11 protein-coding genes and 3 pseudogenes are annotated in these 16103 nt (G+C 58.1%); 3 read left to right on the top strand and 11 right to left on the bottom strand.

Features of this window, described 5'->3' with window-relative positions; genetic code table 11:
• Positions 1 to 601: 601 nt before the first annotated feature.
• Together AWB82_RS25780 and AWB82_RS25775 are read left to right on the top strand one after the other, a co-directional pair.
• Positions 602 to 2578, top strand: coding sequence for an ATP-binding response regulator (locus AWB82_RS25780; RefSeq protein WP_143756848.1), 1977 nt, complete (start codon positions 602 to 604; stop codon positions 2576 to 2578).
• Positions 2579 to 2950: 372 nt separating this feature from the next.
• Positions 2951 to 4540, top strand: a complete 1590-nt coding sequence (locus tag AWB82_RS25775; RefSeq protein ID WP_159462624.1) for an ATP-binding response regulator — start codon at positions 2951 to 2953, stop codon at positions 4538 to 4540.
• A 43-nt stretch (positions 4541 to 4583) separates the two neighbouring features.
• On the opposite strand, the gene AWB82_RS25770 is transcribed toward AWB82_RS25775, so the two are convergent.
• The 3 genes and pseudogenes from AWB82_RS25770 to AWB82_RS39020 form a co-directional block, all read right to left on the bottom strand.
• Positions 4584 to 5288 (bottom strand): LuxR C-terminal-related transcriptional regulator, encoded by a 705-nt coding sequence (locus AWB82_RS25770; protein WP_086972195.1) that lies wholly within the window; start codon positions 5286 to 5288, stop codon positions 4584 to 4586.
• Positions 5289 to 5909: 621 nt separating this feature from the next.
• Positions 5910 to 6133: pseudogene (locus tag AWB82_RS25765) on the bottom strand (nitric oxide dioxygenase); the annotation flags it as partial.
• A gap of 311 nt (positions 6134 to 6444) precedes the next feature.
• The gene (locus AWB82_RS39020) at positions 6445 to 6558 is read right to left on the bottom strand and encodes a PAS domain-containing protein (protein WP_327345495.1); all 114 of its coding nucleotides are present in this window, start codon (positions 6556 to 6558) and stop codon (positions 6445 to 6447) included.
• Positions 6559 to 7732: 1174 nt separating this feature from the next.
• Here AWB82_RS39020 and AWB82_RS37280 point away from each other — a divergent pair.
• Positions 7733 to 7924, top strand: coding sequence for a hypothetical protein (locus tag AWB82_RS37280; protein WP_143756846.1), 192 nt, complete (start codon positions 7733 to 7735; stop codon positions 7922 to 7924).
• Positions 7925 to 8334: 410 nt separating this feature from the next.
• On the opposite strand, the gene AWB82_RS39220 is transcribed toward AWB82_RS37280, so the two are convergent.
• From AWB82_RS39220 to AWB82_RS25720, 8 genes and pseudogenes are all read right to left on the bottom strand, one after another.
• A complete protein-coding gene (locus tag AWB82_RS39220; protein ID WP_407643045.1) occupies positions 8335 to 8616 on the bottom strand; it encodes an NUDIX hydrolase in 282 nt (93 codons plus the stop codon).
• A 183-nt stretch (positions 8617 to 8799) separates the two neighbouring features.
• Positions 8800 to 10384, bottom strand: a pseudogene (locus AWB82_RS25745) (integrase catalytic domain-containing protein).
• 1062 nt (positions 10385 to 11446) lie between these two features.
• A complete protein-coding gene (locus AWB82_RS37275) occupies positions 11447 to 12061 on the bottom strand; it encodes a hypothetical protein (RefSeq protein WP_143756844.1) in 615 nt (204 codons plus the stop codon).
• 250 nt (positions 12062 to 12311) lie between these two features.
• Positions 12312 to 12530 carry a hypothetical protein gene (locus AWB82_RS25740; RefSeq protein WP_086972192.1) on the bottom strand — a complete coding sequence of 73 codons (219 nt, stop codon included), beginning with the start codon at positions 12528 to 12530 and terminating at the stop codon, positions 12312 to 12314.
• Positions 12530 to 13315 carry an IS21-like element helper ATPase IstB gene (istB, locus tag AWB82_RS25735; protein ID WP_086972191.1) on the bottom strand — a complete coding sequence of 262 codons (786 nt, stop codon included), beginning with the start codon at positions 13313 to 13315 and terminating at the stop codon, positions 12530 to 12532. Before istB ends, AWB82_RS25740 begins: the two co-directional genes overlap by 1 nt.
• Positions 13290 to 14348: a Mu transposase domain-containing protein gene (locus AWB82_RS25730; protein WP_235023436.1), complete on the bottom strand. Its 1059-nt coding sequence runs from the start codon at positions 14346 to 14348 to the stop codon at positions 13290 to 13292. Before AWB82_RS25730 ends, istB begins: the two co-directional genes overlap by 26 nt.
• Before the next feature lie 1017 nt (positions 14349 to 15365).
• Positions 15366 to 15527, bottom strand: a pseudogene (locus AWB82_RS36825) (amidohydrolase); the annotation flags it as partial.
• A gap of 201 nt (positions 15528 to 15728) precedes the next feature.
• Positions 15729 to 16103 (bottom strand): aldehyde dehydrogenase family protein (locus AWB82_RS25720; protein WP_143756842.1); only part of this gene is annotated, 375 nt, incomplete at its 5' end.

Genomic DNA, 16103 nt, shown 5'->3' with positions numbered 1-16103 from the left:
GGATCATGTCAATCTCCCTGGACGTGAGGTGGAAAGCGTCGCGCACGTAGCACGGGGGTTCCGCATCGGCCTGTTATGAGCTGTACTCGTAATTAGACATTTGACAAGAGGAAAACGTGACGCCATCCTTGTGTCGAATTATGGTGCATTCTTACGCCGTGTAACCGTGGCAGTTGTGGTTATGTCGGCAATTTTATGTTCGGCATTAAATGTTCCTTTGTGGGCGATAAATGTTCTGTGTCGCTTTACGATTATTCGCTAGAGTGATTTTTCAAAGGTAGGGCGTGCGCCGAATTGTGAATGCAGTTCGACGCGGCACACACGGAGCGAGCACCCAATATCGCAATCGGCCAACTCTGCTTGAGCAGAACAAGAGCGACCGATACTGCCCAGGGCGAGAGATCAGCCTCACACTTACCCTCGTTCGACAGCTTTGGCGGTCTTCGACCCAATGCTCGGCACAGCTGGCACAAATTTTAGGTAGGGATCACCGTGTGGATCACGAACTTTTGTTCGGTAAAAAACTGAACACTTGTCCATCGACTTGCTGGCGCACCAATAGCACAATACGGTACAGCTGCTTGATTCCTGGAGGCCTGTTTTGGCGTCCTGTACTCAAAAAACACGTGATTTTGACGCGGGCGAAATGTCCGGGGCCGGAACATCACTGTGCGCGGGTGAAAAGGCTCACACGATCGACCGCCGCAGTTTTCCTGAATTTATGAATCTTTTTGCGGGCCCGGTTGCAGCACTCAGTACTGAGCAGAACCTCCTCGTGAAACGCGAGTTATTGCAATCGCTGTCTCGGCGAGCGGTATATTGGATCGCACTACTGTTGGTCGGAAGCCCGTTCTGGTTCGTATTTGGATCGTGGATCAAAACGTCGGATAGTTATCTTTGGTTCCGTATCGTCTGGATCCTGGGACTGTGGGGGATAGCCGCGCCCATAGCGGCATGCTTGCTAAAAAAGACCTCGGCGCTCCCGAAATCCGCAGGCGTTAGCGTGGTCGAGCAGATGCACTGGGCATGGGCTGCATTGGTCATGCTGACATCGTTCTGGTGGGCGGCGGCTAGCTTTGAGTTAATCCCGCCCAACTTCGTGGTCCTTCATGGTTATTTCTTTAGATTCGCCAGGTATGGCTTCCTGGAGATGACGATGATCGGCCAAGCATTTACTTTGCTGCTGCTCGCACCCAGTTTTCGTGCGGCTTTAGGTTCACTCGTGATCGGCACTATCCCATTCGGATTTAACATAGCGCCACTGCTATTTATTAACCGGCCAGGAATGTTTGACTGGTATTCGGCTCAACTCATTGGTTATTGTGTCATCGCATGGTTCATTTGCAACGATCAGCAACGCGCATGCATAAGAGAGGTTATTCTCGAGGAGGCGCGATCGCAGGCCGTAGCGGCAACGGCGGAGAAGAACCAATTTATCGCTGCAATAAGCCATGACTTGCGCCAACCGCTCACAATGCTCGGCCTGAAGTTAAATTACATCGAGCGGAGCATTAAATCGACCAATCTGGTCGAAGACGTCTCGCTTGCGCAAAGGCAAGTCGATGCGATGGAAGATATGATTAACGGCGCACTGGATATCTGCCGCCTCGAGTCCGGCACCTGGAATGTTGAAATCCAGGAGGTGGCGCTGCCCTCCCTTTTACACGGCATCGTTGCGGATATGCAGCCGCTGGTCGGGGCGAAGGGGCTGAAGTTAAGGCTCCATAGCCGGCCCTATCTGGTCCGTACGGATCGACACGCGTTGGACCGGATCGTGCGGAATATGGTGATCAATGCGGTCCGTTACACGCCTTCCGAACAGGGAGGAAAGAAGGGACATGTTCTGGTGAGTTGCCAGAGGCGTGGCGACCGCATATCGGTAAGCGTCTGGGACAACGGCATCGGTATCCCCGAAGGCAGACAAAAGGACATCTTCAAAAGCTACGTACAGGTCGCCAACCCCGAGAGGAATCGGGAAAAAGGCTTCGGACTGGGTCTGTCCATTGTCCAGGGTCTCGCGAACCTTCTTGGCCACAAGCTGGACATGGACTCGACCCCAGGGCGGGGATCGCGTTTCTCGGTTACGGTCCCGTTCATGGGACTCATACCGTCGGAGTTGCTCGAGGTTCAAACGGTCGAAAACAGCGCCCCGGACTTGACCAATATGGTCGTGGCCATCATTGAGGACAATAGCGACCTGAGAATCGAAATATCGATGCGCCTGATCGAGCACGGATGCTACGTCGTGGCGGGGGAATCATCACACGACGTGATCGAGCAGTTGCGCATTGAGGCATTGTCAAGTGGTCCGCACTTCATCCTCTCTGACTACCGGCTGGAAAACGAGGACGGTGTTGCTGCGATCGCGGCGGTCCGCGCCGCTACCGACCGTTGGATCCCCGCGGTCCTATGGTCGGGAGACACGTCATCGGCCGTGCTCAAAAAAGTAGCCGCAAGTGGTATCGGTATTTTGTCGAGATCGGATTCGGAACGAACCTTATTGACCATACTTGCAAAACACAAGCCGAAAACATCGCCGAAGGTGGACGAAAGCGATCGCCAGCGTAGCTGCACCTGATTCCCGAGGCATGCTATGGCGTCCAGTATTCAAACACGACGTGATTCTGACGCCGGCGAAAAGCCCGGGGCCAGAACATCACCGCGCGCGGGTGAACCGGCTCACACAATCGGGCACCGCAGATTCGCTGACTTTATGAATCTTTTTCTGGGAGCTGTTGCAGCACTCAGTGCCGAGCAGAATCTCTTTGTCAAACGCGAGTTATTGAAATCGCTGTCCCGTCGAGCGGTATGTTGGATCGTGCTAGTGTCAGTCGGAGCCTCGCTGTTGTGCATATATGGATCGTGGATCAAAACGTCGGATCGTTATCTTTGGTTCCGTGTCGCTTGGGTCGTGGGACTGTGGGGGGTGGCAACTCCAATGGCAGCATACTTGTTGAAAAAGACCGCCGCGCTCCCAAAGCGAGCCGGCGTCAACGCGGTCGAGCGATTGCACTGGGCATGGGCTGCATTGGTCACACTGACATCGTTCTGGTGGGCCGCCGGTAGCTTTGGGCTAACCCCACCCGATTTCTCGGGCCATGCTCCCTATGTCAAACTGGCCAGTTCTGGCTTCCTTGAGTACACGCTAATCAGCCATACATTTACATTGCTGCTGCTCGCACCCAGTCTTCGTGCGAATTTAGGTTCATTCGTACTCGGCGCTATCCCGTTCGGAGTTAGTCTGGGACCGCCTTTATTCATTTACCGGCCAGCAATGCTGGGTTTTTATACGGCTCAACTGATTGGCTATTGCTTCCTCGCATGGTTTATTTTTTACAGCCAGAAACGCGCATTGGTTAAAGAGATTATTCTCGCGGAGGCGCGAGAGCGGGCCGAAGCTGCAAAAGCAGAGAAGAACCTGCTTATCGCTGCAATAAGCCATGACTTGCGCCAACCGCTCACAACGCTCGGCCTGAAGTTAAATTACATCGAGCGGAGCATTAAATCGACCAATCTGGTCGAAGACGTCTCGCTTGCGCAAAGGCAAGTCGATGCGATGGAAGATATGATTAACGGCGCACTGGATATCTGCCGCCTCGAGTCCGGCACCTGGAATGTTGAAATCCAGGAGGTGGCGCTGCCCTCCCTTTTACACGGCATCGTTGCGGATATGCAGCCGCTGGTCGGGGCGAAGGGGCTGAAGTTAAGGCTCCATAGCCGGCCCTATCTGGTCCGTACGGATCGACACGCGTTGGACCGGATCGTGCGGAATATGGTGATCAATGCGGTCCGTTACACGCCTTCCGAACAGGGAGGAAAGAAGGGACATGTTCTGGTGAGTTGCCAGAGGCGTGGCGACCGCATATCGGTAAGCGTCTGGGACAACGGCATCGGTATCCCCGAAGGCAGACAAAAGGACATCTTCAAAAGCTACGTACAGGTCGCCAACCCCGAGAGGAATCGGGAAAAAGGCTTCGGACTGGGTCTGTCCATTGTCCAGGGTCTCGCGAACCTTCTTGGCCACAAGCTGGACATGGACTCGACCCCAGGGCGGGGATCGCGTTTCTCGGTTACGGTCCCGTTCATGGGACTCATACCGTCGGAGTTGCTCGAGGTTCAAACGGTCGAAAACAGCGCCCCGGACTTGACCAATATGGTCGTGGCCATCATTGAGGACAATAGCGACCTGAGAATCGAAATATCGATGCGCCTGATCGAGCACGGATGCTACGTCGTGGCGGGGGAATCATCACACGACGTGATCGAGCAGTTGCGCATTGAGGCATTGTCAAGTGGTCCGCACTTCATCCTCTCTGACTACCGGCTGGAAAACGAGGACGGTGTTGCTGCGATCGCGGCGGTCCGCGCCGCTACCGACCGTTGGATCCCCGCGGTCCTATGGTCGGGAGACACGTCATCGGCCGTGCTCAAAAAAGTAGCCGTCAGTGGCATGAAGCTTTTGTCGAAACCGGTTTCGGAACGAACTTTATTGACCATACTTGCAAAACATAAGCCAAAACCATTCACCAAAGGCGAGTGAAAGTGATGGCAGCGGAACATAAAGAGCGGTGTAGCAGAGATCTTCACGACGATCCCTTATCTGTTGCCCCCCTTCCAAGGGTCAGCTCGGCATTGACTCTAAGTGCAGCTTCAACCCGGTTTCTGACTTGGAGTTTGTCGTAAATAACACAGGAAACCTGTCTCACATGTCCCTCGGAAACGTTAAGCTCTCTTGCGATCTGTTTCCCTGAGAGCCCACGTGCAATGCAACGCGCAAGGTCCCACTCTCGTGGAGAAAGTCCAAGATGATGTTGATTCCTGCTAGCTGAGGGCGCTTGTGTCGAGCAGGCAAAGCGAAGCAAGACTTCTTCCGGAATCCAGAGTTCACCTCCTAAAATCCTGCTCAGTCCGATGAACATTTTTTTGTGCGCGCCTCCTTTCAAAAGGATTCCTCGAGCGGCGTAGTCACGCATGCACATGCGCAAAATTTCAACTTCATGATCGTTTCCCGGAGCAAGTCCCGTGCAGACGACCACGGGAATATTGGATGGATTTCCCGCCTGGAAACGTTCTATTGTCGTGGCGCCACGGTTCTCACCATCCAGATTGAGATCCAGGAATACCAGGTCCGGGGAAGGTGTCTTGTTTACTTCTTCAAGCGCGCTGGCAAGCGTAAAAACGGGCGTAATGTCGATTGGGGGGGCGCTGAGCTCCGACGCGTGTGTTTGGACATATTCGGAAAGCGCAACGCAAAGAATTTCGTGGTCATCGACCCATAGGATTTTCATGGTCGCTTCCCCTCTTCATACATCAGAGAAAAGCAATTGATCGCGCGCTACGCGCACTGCGTTAGAGCTTAGCATATCGGCGACGCCGCAGAACCGTGAAGGACGAATAGAGAGCTTTCTGCTTGGGGGCGGTCTGAGCTACCCAACCGCCTTGGTGAACGCTCGGCGGAGGAATGTTATTCGTCGACTCGAAGGAGATCCGTTTGAGTTCTGTGCGCTAAGCGGTGCCAAAACAGATTACCTTGGCGGCGGTTGATTCTTTTGCGAAGCATTGCGGACCAACGGTCTCTACCGTACCGGGTGTGCCCATGTTCGCGCCGTGTGCCGCGCCCTAGGCGGCAGACGGCGTTGCAAGATCGAATCGGGCCTCCGCGGCAGCCGCGGGCATGACTGCGATCCGTGAAGTGGCGATGGCGCGCCGACAGCCTAGACGTTGGATGTCCGCGGCGTACCGACAGTTCGGTGCCCCGCACATGCGCGAAGTGCGTCGACGTATGTCTCTGGCACTTGGTCCGCGCGGCGGACCGGGGTGCCGCAGTTCTCGCAGAACGTCTCATCCTTCGTTAGGGCGTCACGTCTACCCGCTATCGGGCGGCATTAAATGACCGATGTACCGCTCGAAGCGGCGAGGCTGCTCGGGTTTTCAATATTCTCCGCATAGGCGTATACGGCTCGAGCAAGCGCTTGCTGCTGCTGCCCCTGATCCTGATGCGCCATGTTGAACACATTCTTGAGCTCTGGGTGGGCTTCAAAGAGTCGAGAATAAAAGCGTTGGATGATGGGCCGTGCTGCGCGAGGACCGGCGCCGTGGCCTTAACGATATCCTTCGTTCGCTGAGTCAGCATGTGGGTTGCTCCTGAATTTAAGTCGTACAAGTGCCGCGTCCAAGCTCAGCTAGTCGACATCACGAAGGAGGACGGCACTGTTCTCGGATCCACACCCGCGGTCACGTCTTTCGCAACGACGGTCGAGCCGCATACGCCGCAATGTGGATCCAAAACCAATGCAAAGGTCATCTCGACGTAAAGCTCGCGACCGTCTTTATGAGACGCGCGGGTGAAGGTCGCTCGTCCATTCAGTCTAGTCGCGCCCGCTGCCACCGCTTTCTCGAAATTGCGCCAAATGCGCATCTAGCAGGCGGGGCGGAATAATCAAGTCAAGGCTTTGCCCCAACGCTTCTGCGCCAAGCGTATCCGAATAGGGCGACTGCGCTGCGATTCCAGCGCACGATCGTTCCAAGTTGGTCCGCAAAGATGACTGCGTCGGCCATCTCATCGAGAATCCAACCTCCCGCCTCGGCGGGGTGTTCCTTGATCTTCTGCCGAGTTCATCAAGACAACATTGAAGCGGTCGACGCGCGAGCAACACATGAGAGTCACGTCGCGTCGTGCCGATTTCGTGCCGCGACGCGTGATCACGAGGTTCGACAACAACAGTTCGCGTTTCTGTGCGCTTCATTGGCGCAACCTTCAGGCTACCGCGAGTCAAATCGTCATCCCTCCGCGCTCACACAAGATTGCCAGGACTATGCCGGCCAGTGCGAACACGACGCTCAATCTCCAATCCTTGCGAACGTCGGCCAAAATATATCACGGTGTGATGTAAAAGATTGGTGCGGTGCGCAATCTACGCTCACCCCGGAAAAGCTCACGCCGGAAAAGCTCACCCCGGAGAAGCTGCGCTCGACCGGAGGTACGCTACCGAGGATCCACGGTGTTTCGCGCGTACATGCCAGCACATCCCGCTCGCCGTAATCACGCGCAGGTACTGCGACCCCAACCGGGATCCGCAGACGGGAACAGCAGCACTTGGCTGCCTCCGCGCATCGGACGGAGGTTGACTCACCGTCACCCGTGCTACTAAATTGACTGCTCGTTCCCGTTTCCAAAATCATCCCGACGCACGGCAGGCGATCTAGGCGTGCCGCATGCGTTCAAGCATCGCAGCCGCCAAAAACAGTTCACGAGACGAATTCGACGTCCGTGAGGGCGTCAGCGAGAAAAAATGCAGCCAACGCCGCTGACGACGGTTGTCTCCGGACCGCGACATTCTTTTTCAGATTGGGTAGGGATTTTTGACGTGGTCATGCCTTGTCTAGAGCGCGGCACTTAGCCTTGTCTCCGATCTCGGGCCACGCGGTTCAGTCGGCAGTGCGCAAGACATGTGTGGGTCGAATTGCAAATTCGTCTTCGCATCATCCTTCATCGTCAATACCAACAGATGTCCTGCCGTGTGTTTGACGCACTCCGACACACTATTTCTGAGGCCTCTCCACCCAGAAGATAAAATAAATTTTTATGTTTATAAACAATCAGTTAGGTTAATAAAGCTCCAAGGTCGGGCTTGGCACGGAACGTGATTAACGTTTAGTGAGCGTTGCTTCAAACCGCTCAATCACAGTCCCGGCCTTTTGCCGCCACACTACTCGTAATGGGTGAATCGAAATGAGCACACTGACTGTTGTTGACCTCTCACAGGAAAAGGAACTGTCTCATGCCGAGATGGCCCGTGTCGTTGGCGGGCATGATGTAGACAAGGAAAAAGCGCTTGTGGAAGCCTACCGTGTCATCAACTCGATTAACACGTTAGAGAATACGCCCGACCCTGCCCCCGCCCACGTAGGGATGAGGCTGTAGTACTAACGCGCTGAGTAGACGACCAGAGGTGAAGAGCACTTATGACGCCAGGCGCGTGCCACAAGGGCTGGATTTCCGGCCCTTATGGTTTTTTATCGCTGTCCAAGTAGTTCCCTCCAACGTCGTTCGCCGACGCGACCGCCCACGAGTGAAATGGCGAAGGCACTGGCTAGCTTGCTCAATTGAGCGTTGATGTCGAAAGCCACCTCGTCTGAACACTTTCTCCTGTGGTGCCCATGGGCCTTCATTGTCGCCGCGGTCGTCGTTCGTGGCCTCAGCTTCGCCGACGCGGTGTCAATAGCACCCTTGAGCGTAACGCGATGGCTGGTCCGCGCCTGCCTCAGGAAAATCTCCGCAATTCCCTTGGTGGGAATGCTGGCTTCAATGTGACGCAACTCTTCTAGACGGCATCATTTGCATCGTGCAATTTCGTTCGCGGGCACCGGCTCCGCCTTAAGACCGACGCTCACGACGAACACAAAGTGCCGAGTCTGCAAGCCGCGAAACTGAAACGCATATCGCACATGTACAGCGTCGAGCCCGGTCTCTTCTTTCAACTCGCGGACGGCTGCATCGGTAAGCTCCTCGCCGGGCTTCACTCGGCCGCCGGGAAAGGCCCACCGACCTCGCGCTCGTGCGACGAGAAGAACTCGTCCGTCGTGCTCACAAATGACCGTCGATCTCCGTTTCATAGACTCAGCGTTCTGGACGTGCAGGCAGGTTTTCACTCGTCATCGCCAACCCAGGCGGGCCATGAATGGCGTGCGGCTAAGTTCTGAATGATATAGCCTAGAGACATCTGAGGTTCTTTCGCGAGTTCCGTGATTGTAGATTGTCAATTACGATGGCCGCCCGTGTTGCCTCACGGAATGATGTTACTCCGGTGTAGTCGTCACCTCGGGATTGTTCTGCGATGGAGGCTGGCGCTGCGTAGCGGCGCCAGCCTCCATCGCAGCGGGCTCACCAAGGATTTTGGTAACCAGCTCCCTCGCGCGGTTTGATCGCCATGCTGCAACGCGTCGCTGCAGCGTTCGAAGCTGAGCGCCCGAGTACATCTCCGGCGCCATCACAATCAGCCGGTTCTGCAGTTGCTTCGCGGTGATCGCGGGCTCCGTTTCCAGCCATTGCTGTATCTTCGGCCATGTGTGTTCGAACGGATCGGGACGTGTGCGCCAATCGTGCGCGACCGTGGCCTTCCTGCGATGCGTCGGCCGCACTTCGCCCCCCTGCCACGCTGTGGCCAAACCCGCCAGAAAGTCATCCATCGTCACGTCGCGTTCTAACGTGGCGTCTGCTGCAGCTACTTCTGTGGCGGTGCATGCGGCGATACGTCGCTGCGCTTCGCGCATACGGCGTAAAAGGTCGACAGGATCGAGCGAGCGGAACTGCTCGCGCAGCGCCAGTTTGGTCGCCTCAGGGACAGAGGGTGAACGGAGTACACGCTCGAGTGGCGTCAGCGGCGCCTCATAGCGCTTCGTTACGCGCGCCCCGTGGCGTGTCTTCGACTTAAGCTTGAACGACGGCTGGAAATAGTTGATGTAAAGTCGCGAGATCCGGTACAGCGAGGCCAACGCTTCCGTATCCGCCAGCCCGCGCAGTTTTCCGTATCCCACCAGCCGCCGCACGATCGAACCGTTCTTCTGCTCGACCCATGCCTGATCGTTCTTCTTGTACGGACGCGAACGCGTCAACTCGATGCCCGTCGCTTTGCAGAAGTCGAACACGGCTTCGTTCATGAAGGCGGTGTCGTTATCGCTATCGAGACCACGCAGTGGAAATGGCAGCGCGGCCCGTACACGCTCCACGTGCTCAATGACGAATGCGTGGTTACGGAATGGCATCGCAAGACATTCGGTCCAGCCGGTCGCAATGTCAGTCATCACCAGGCTGTGAAAAGTCGCCGTCGATCTTGACACCGCCGCAATGCTCGACGAGGTCGATTTCCAGATAGCCGGGCGGCGGGTCATGCCAGTCGGCGAAGGTCCGAACAGGAACGGCGCGGCGAATCGCGTTGCCAACTCCTCCGGCACGCTTGCGCTGACCACCGAAGGCCTGTTCACGAACGTCGGCGAGCAGCCGGTCGATGGTCGCCGGACTGATGCCCAGGAGCCTCTCGCGTAGGCCGTCCGACAACGACAGATGACCATACCGGGTCATCGACTCGAGCAGCGTCGGAATCACCGCTTTCAGCCGTTTCCCGCAGATTCGGTCGGCGGCTTCCCAGAGCGTTATCAGCGCCGCACGCACTTCGTCGGTGTAGCGCCGGGGCGGACCAGGCCTCGCCTTCGACGTCTGCGCTTCATTGCATAGCACGCGGATCGCGTGCTTGCGGTGATAGCCCGTCAATTTGAGAAACTCGTCCAGAATCTGGCGTTTGCCGCTCCGGTCCGAACGTCGGTAACGCTCGCCGACCGCCTCAATCAATTCCCGTCTTGTCGCCATGCTGAGTCGCCTCGTCATAAGTCGCCCCTGCCAGCCATCTGGAAGGTAGCAAATTACATGAGGCAACGACCCTCGTCTGGTAACAAAAAACCTGAGTCAATGCGCCGCCCGGGCGACAACTATCTTCGCCGGAGCGGTCTGCATCGGCCATCGCGACCTGGAGAGCTTCCCTACCGAGGGAGTTCCCCGGCGTTGGCAGAAGGGTGTCCGCGGCTGGCTTCTTTGGTTTTACCGCCTCGCGTGGTGGCCGTGGTACATGCGAGCGGAGCTAATTCACCTTGTCCGGACCGCAAAAGCTCGAATGGTTTCAAGTGGTTCAATTCTTAAGTCGCTGACGATTAGCCCCAGACAATGACGGCGACCGGCCTGCGCTCGTTGGCGAAAAGCGGCCCTGACATGCCATCGGAAGATCGGCTAGACTGCGTTCCAGATGGCCGCCTCTGAAAATTTGGAGGAGGTCGTGATGCCGCAATGCATGCATGCAGGTTGGCCGTCCCGTCGGCTGTTTCTTTGCTGCAGTGCGTCGGCGACGCTCAGCGCATTCATGGGCACGCTCCCGAGCACCTCGGTCGTCGCTCGGGCTGAAGCGCTTTCGGCCGATGTACCGACGGTCGATCCCTGATCGGCATTGATCGAGCATTAGCGAAATCGACTGGCTGATCGAGCGAGCCGGCCAGCCCTTTGGTTAAATGCCACGTCGTCGATCCTACCTCGTTGTGGGGCCACCCGACGTCGTGTTGTTTGTGTCGCAGGCGGTACCATGAAAACTAGTCGCGGGTGGGCTGAGCGGCGGAAAGACGAACATGCAATTGGTCGCATCGCTGCTGGTCGCCGCCGTTAAATATACGTAACCCGCCGAGCCAATTACAGGCGACGAGCGTCCGCCGCCATGCCATTTGAGCATCGCTACCGGCTGCAAACTCGCGATATCGAATGTGGTCAGTGCCCCGGCCGTCGCGACTTACACGAGATTGCAAGAGGCCGCCGCCGCGGAAATCGACGCGCCCGCCAGTTCAACGTGGATGTTCAGCGCATCGGCAACCGAAAATCCCGCTAACGCCCCTTTATGCTCGACGGCGATCAACCGGCCGTCGGGCAGACGCGTCGGATCGGCTGCGACGACACCGAGGTTACCCGTGGAGTCGGTCTTAGGCGTGAAGTTCGGGCCCGCGAACGTGAGCCTGTTCGACCGTCGGGCATGATGAGCGGACCCGAAGATGCGAATCGGCTTGTGTCATGCACGCGGAATCGCTCGGTGGAACCCTGAGCCGGATCGAATGTAAAGCCGACGAGATCCTGCATCGCGTCCGAGATCATGACTGTTGGCGTCTCGCCCTTGTCGCTCTGCCAGATCGCCACGTTGGAGAGGGGCCAGGTCGTGTCATCCGGTAGGCAGACGGAAGTATCCGTGCACACTGTCACGGATGTACCGTGGAACCCATAGGGCGGCAGCAGACCGAGCAGATCCTGCCAACTTGCCCCACCTGTCACCGTGCCGGGCGACGGTTCCGATCCAAGCGTATCGCCCAGCACAGCACCGCTGGTGGCAAATGCGACGAGGCGCAACGCGGTGTAAGCCGGTATGCCGTAGACTGCCGGCACCACGATGACCCGGTGCCGTTGCTGCTCCAGATGTTCGGTGGGGCATTGGTGCCGCACATCGGCAACCTCAATGGTTAAGTGCTGGCTTTTCATCCTGATGGCACGCCTGCCTGGAGTCGCCAGTTGCCCGCGGGCCAATGGGTGAGGCATCGCCGCGACTACTGTATTTTGTTCCGCCCCAGCGCTGCGGAAAGGGTGCCAGATACAGCCATGCTCCGCTCGCGGAGAACTTGTTGTTGACGGCGCTGTAAAACCGCGCTTTTTGGGCGGCGCAAGTCAGAGTGATTTGCTCAAGCACGAAGGGGCCTCGCAGGCCCCTTCGCTTTGATGCACTGTATTTATGTCAGAACGGCGGGTCGCGTTCGTGAGTACGCGCGTGCGCCTCTGAAGAGCGCTGCTCGTGCAGCAGGTCGTTAAGCTGAGCGCCATAGAAGTCGGTCACGACGACGAGGAGATCCTCGAGCAGTTCGAACACGGCGAGTGCCTGCTCAGGCGTCCAGTCGTCGGGAACGGTGAACGGCAATCCGCGAAGGCGCCCCGATGGCAATAAGGGGCGGGTCATCACGCGGTTTCCTTCTTCGTGGGGGGCTTGCGGGATTTGCGCTGCCTGGCCCGGGCTTCGTTGCGCTCACGCGCTTCCTTGAGCCGATACGATTCGCCCTCGATTGAGATCACCTCGGCGCGATGCACGAGGCGGTCGACCAGCGACACCACGCAGGCCGCGTTCGGGAACACGTCCGACCACTCCTTAAACGGTTTGTTGGTCGTTATGATTGTCGAGCGTGCCTCATACCGGCGGCTGACGAGTTCGAACAGCAAGTCGGCATGGCGATTCGAGTACGAGAGGTAGCCGACCTCATCGATCACCAGGATGTCCGGCGTCGCATAGTGGTGCAGACGCCGACGCAGCGCCGAATCGCTGTCGAGCGCAGCGAGCTCACCGAGCATCTCGCTGGCTGACTTGAACAACACCGTGTGGCCCTGGATAAGTGCGTGGTGCGCCATATTCTGCGCAAGCGTCGACTTACCCACGCCGTTCGGGCCGACGAACACGATGTTGGTTGCGTCGGCGAGGAATGTTAGCGACATCAGGTCTTCCACCGCCGCGCGGTCGATTCTCGCGGGCCAGCTCCAGTCGAAGTCGGCCATCGCTTTGAACTTGCCCAGTTTCGCCGCCCGGATGCGTCGCTGCAGCGAGCGGTGCGCGCGCTCGTCCTCTTCCCACTGCAGCAGCGGCGCGAGCCATGCGGCGCCGTCGATTTCGCCCCAGTGCTCGACGAGACCATTCAAGCGCAGCGCCTTTGCGCGCAGACGCAGGACTTCATTGTTGATCGTGGTCGACGTCATCGCCTTCCTCCCTTGTCAGTTGATCGTAGGTATCGAGCCGGTGCGGCTGCACGGGCGCATCCTTACGTCGCACGTGCTCCGGCAGATTGATGACGACGGGCGGTGGTGCCCCTCGCGCCGCGCGACGACGTTCGAGCGCCGCCCGCACGGTGTTCGTATGCGCCGATCCCGCGCGCAGCGCGTCCTCGACTGCCGCCTGCAATTCGACAGCGCCGTAGCGATCGAGCAGGCGCAACAGCGCGGTCGTCAGCCCGCCGATATTCGCGCCGCGCTCAGCCGCGCGCATCAGTAAGAGCTGGCAGGAGGGCACGGCGCGAGTTAGGCTGTTAATGCCGCGGTGTTGACGCGCTTCACGCTTGAACTCGACGAGCGTCTTCAGGTGCTGTGGGTCTTCAATCTGTTCAGCTCGGTCGTAGCTGCGCCGATGGCTGGCGATCATCTCGGCGCCGTCGAACACGCGAACCTGGTTGAGGTCAGCACGAACGCTCAGCGTGCGACGCACGTGCGTGTGGGGTACCGTGTAGTCGTTCAGATCGAAGCGCACGTAGGGCGTCTTGCCGACCTTCACGGCCACTTGCTCTTCGACCGGAAACGGATTGGCAGGTAGCGGGAGTAACAACGACTGCTCCTGAACAAATGCCTCACGTACGGTCATCGCGCGATCCAGCGGTGAGAGCAAGGTGCCGCAGAAACGACAGTTCAACTGAGGCGGCGCCGCCGGGCGAACGGCGGCGTTGGCGAGTGCAACGGCGTCGTCGCGGTCCGGTTGCAGTACACCATCGGCGGGGGAGTCAGGTGAACCGTGATGCGTCACGAATTGCCGCCGGACCCGATAGCGCCGGGCGCGTGCGGCATGTGCAAAGCGTCCGCGGCGGGAACGCTGATAGCGTTGCCCGGCTTCGCGCACGCTGTCGCGGCGTGCATGAGCGGCGCAGTCGCGGCAGTATCGATTGCCACGGTCACACTGGCGGCAGACGAAGACCTGCGCCCGACAACGGGCGCACAGGTACAGGCGACCTGAAGGCGGCTGCATTGGCGGTTCCCCTGGAACGCCAAAGAGACGGGTCCAGTGAAGTCGACGGGCCGCGCGAGCAATGCCATACTGGCAGCTCACACGGCTCTCCGGCCGGCCAGAAGGCCTGCCACATGGAAACCCTGTGGAGGCGCGGTGCCGGACTGGACCTGGCAGTTGAGGCCGGCGTCGCGCCTGTTGTTCTTCCTTGGCAAACGCCTTTCTACCATGTCGCTGCCGCGACGCGATGCGAGTCGCGTCTCCAGTCGCCCTACGGGCTCTCTACGCCGCGACCCGCATCGTCGTCATATCACTCACAGCGCATTTACTGCTTCCGCTAGCTGGATTGTTCGCCCTTTGCCGCGACGCCGATATACGATGCCGCCCGAAAAGCGCGGAAACTGACCGCCATCGACACTTGTGAAGCGCGGATTCATAGCGATAGACGCTCGTCTCTCCCGCGACTAGAACTCTTGTCTCCGCGACCACATAGACCGAGCCATCCGCGCCGATCGCCGGCGAGGAGGTACGTGGATATCGCCACTCGGCGTGACCCGTTCCGGCGGCTGCTGTGAGCACGGCAGCGCACAGCACTTGTTTGATGTTCATCGCGATCTCCCTGGATCAGCTTTCGTCAAGGTGAGGGCAGTGGCCTGCGTTGAACTCACGATGCAGACGACGCAGCTTGCGGATGCGCATGCGACGCGCTTCGGTTCGGGTAGGTTCGAAGTCTGACGACGTTGTCGAGCGTTCAAGGCCGATGGCAACTGACTCTCCACGGCCAGTTCCAGGCACAGAACGCGCCAATCGAGTGCGACGTTTCCGAAATTGCGAGTTAACCGTATGATTTTGCGGCGCTTCGAGGTTCAAACTCGTCACTCCGACAGTGTGGGGAGTTGAGCGAGGGGGGTGAGATGGTGGTATCGCTCCGACACTTGGCTTTCGGCTGTTGGCGCGATTCCAAAGCGCGGCATTGCCGAATTTTTGCACGATAAGCCTGTCGTTCTCGAGCCGCAGGCAAACGCCGATGCTGCGTTTTCACCACTTCTGCTGCCGCGTACAGAAGTAACGTTGCGCCAGCGCGACCCAATACCCAACGGCGGTCGGGATGATGTCGTCGTTGAAGTCGTATTTCGGGTTGTGCAAACCCGGCGAATCGGCGCCTGCGTTGCCGATCAGTACATAGGTGCCGGGCCGTTCCCGGTGCTTCTCGAAACGTAGTTCGGGATGGGCATGCAGATCGCGTCGTAACTTCTCCCAGAGCACGTGATGCGTGGTCAGCGATGACTCGACAATATCGGCGAATTCCAATTCAACACCTTTCGAGGGCGAACGGTTTCGGGCGCTCGAGGTGACGCAATCTGACGTCACGTAATGTGACGCCAGATGCCCCGCATGGTTTCAATCGTAGTAACCGAGGATCGACTTGATCTCCATATACTCTTCCATGCCTTCGACACCGTACTCCCGGCCATTGCCGGATTGCTTGTAGCCGCCAAACGGTGCCTGCGGGTCCCACGCCGGATAGTTCAGATGCACCTGACCCGATTGGATACGCGACGCAACCGAACGCATCAGCGCCCTGTCCGTGCCTTGCACATGCGCGCCGAGTCCGTAGACGGTGTCGTTTGCGATAGCGACGGCTTCGTCTACCGTGTCATAAGGCAAGATCGCCAGCACCGGCCCGAAGATTTCCTGCTGAGCCACGCTCATTCCGGTGTGTACGTCGGAGAAGATCGTCGGACGCGCATAAAAGCCTGTAGCGAGTCCCTCGGG

Source organism: Caballeronia glebae, assembly GCF_001545035.1.
GTDB lineage: Bacteria > Pseudomonadota > Gammaproteobacteria > Burkholderiales > Burkholderiaceae > Caballeronia > Caballeronia glebae.
This window is presented reverse-complemented; position numbering and strand designations above follow the sequence as displayed.

What these genes read in the sequence shown, in the direction of transcription:
- AWB82_RS25740 (WP_086972192.1), bottom strand. Translation starts at nt 12,530, where the DNA reads ATGACCCGCCCCTTATTGCCATCGGGGCGCCTTCGCGGATTGCCGTTC.
- AWB82_RS37280 (WP_143756846.1), top strand. Translation starts at nt 7,733, where the DNA reads ATGAGCACACTGACTGTTGTTGACCTCTCACAGGAAAAGGAACTGTCT.
- AWB82_RS39020 (WP_327345495.1), bottom strand. Translation starts at nt 6,558, where the DNA reads ATGGCCGACGCAGTCATCTTTGCGGACCAACTTGGAACGATCGTGCGC.
- AWB82_RS39220 (WP_407643045.1), bottom strand. Translation starts at nt 8,616, where the DNA reads ATGAAACGGAGATCGACGGTCATTTGTGAGCACGACGGACGAGTTCTT.
- AWB82_RS25770 (WP_086972195.1), bottom strand. Translation starts at nt 5,288, where the DNA reads ATGAAAATCCTATGGGTCGATGACCACGAAATTCTTTGCGTTGCGCTT.
- AWB82_RS25730 (WP_235023436.1), bottom strand. Translation starts at nt 14,348, where the DNA reads ATGCAGCCGCCTTCAGGTCGCCTGTACCTGTGCGCCCGTTGTCGGGCG.
- istB (WP_086972191.1), bottom strand. Translation starts at nt 13,315, where the DNA reads ATGACGTCGACCACGATCAACAATGAAGTCCTGCGTCTGCGCGCAAAG.
- AWB82_RS37275 (WP_143756844.1), bottom strand. Translation starts at nt 12,061, where the DNA reads ATGAAAAGCCAGCACTTAACCATTGAGGTTGCCGATGTGCGGCACCAA.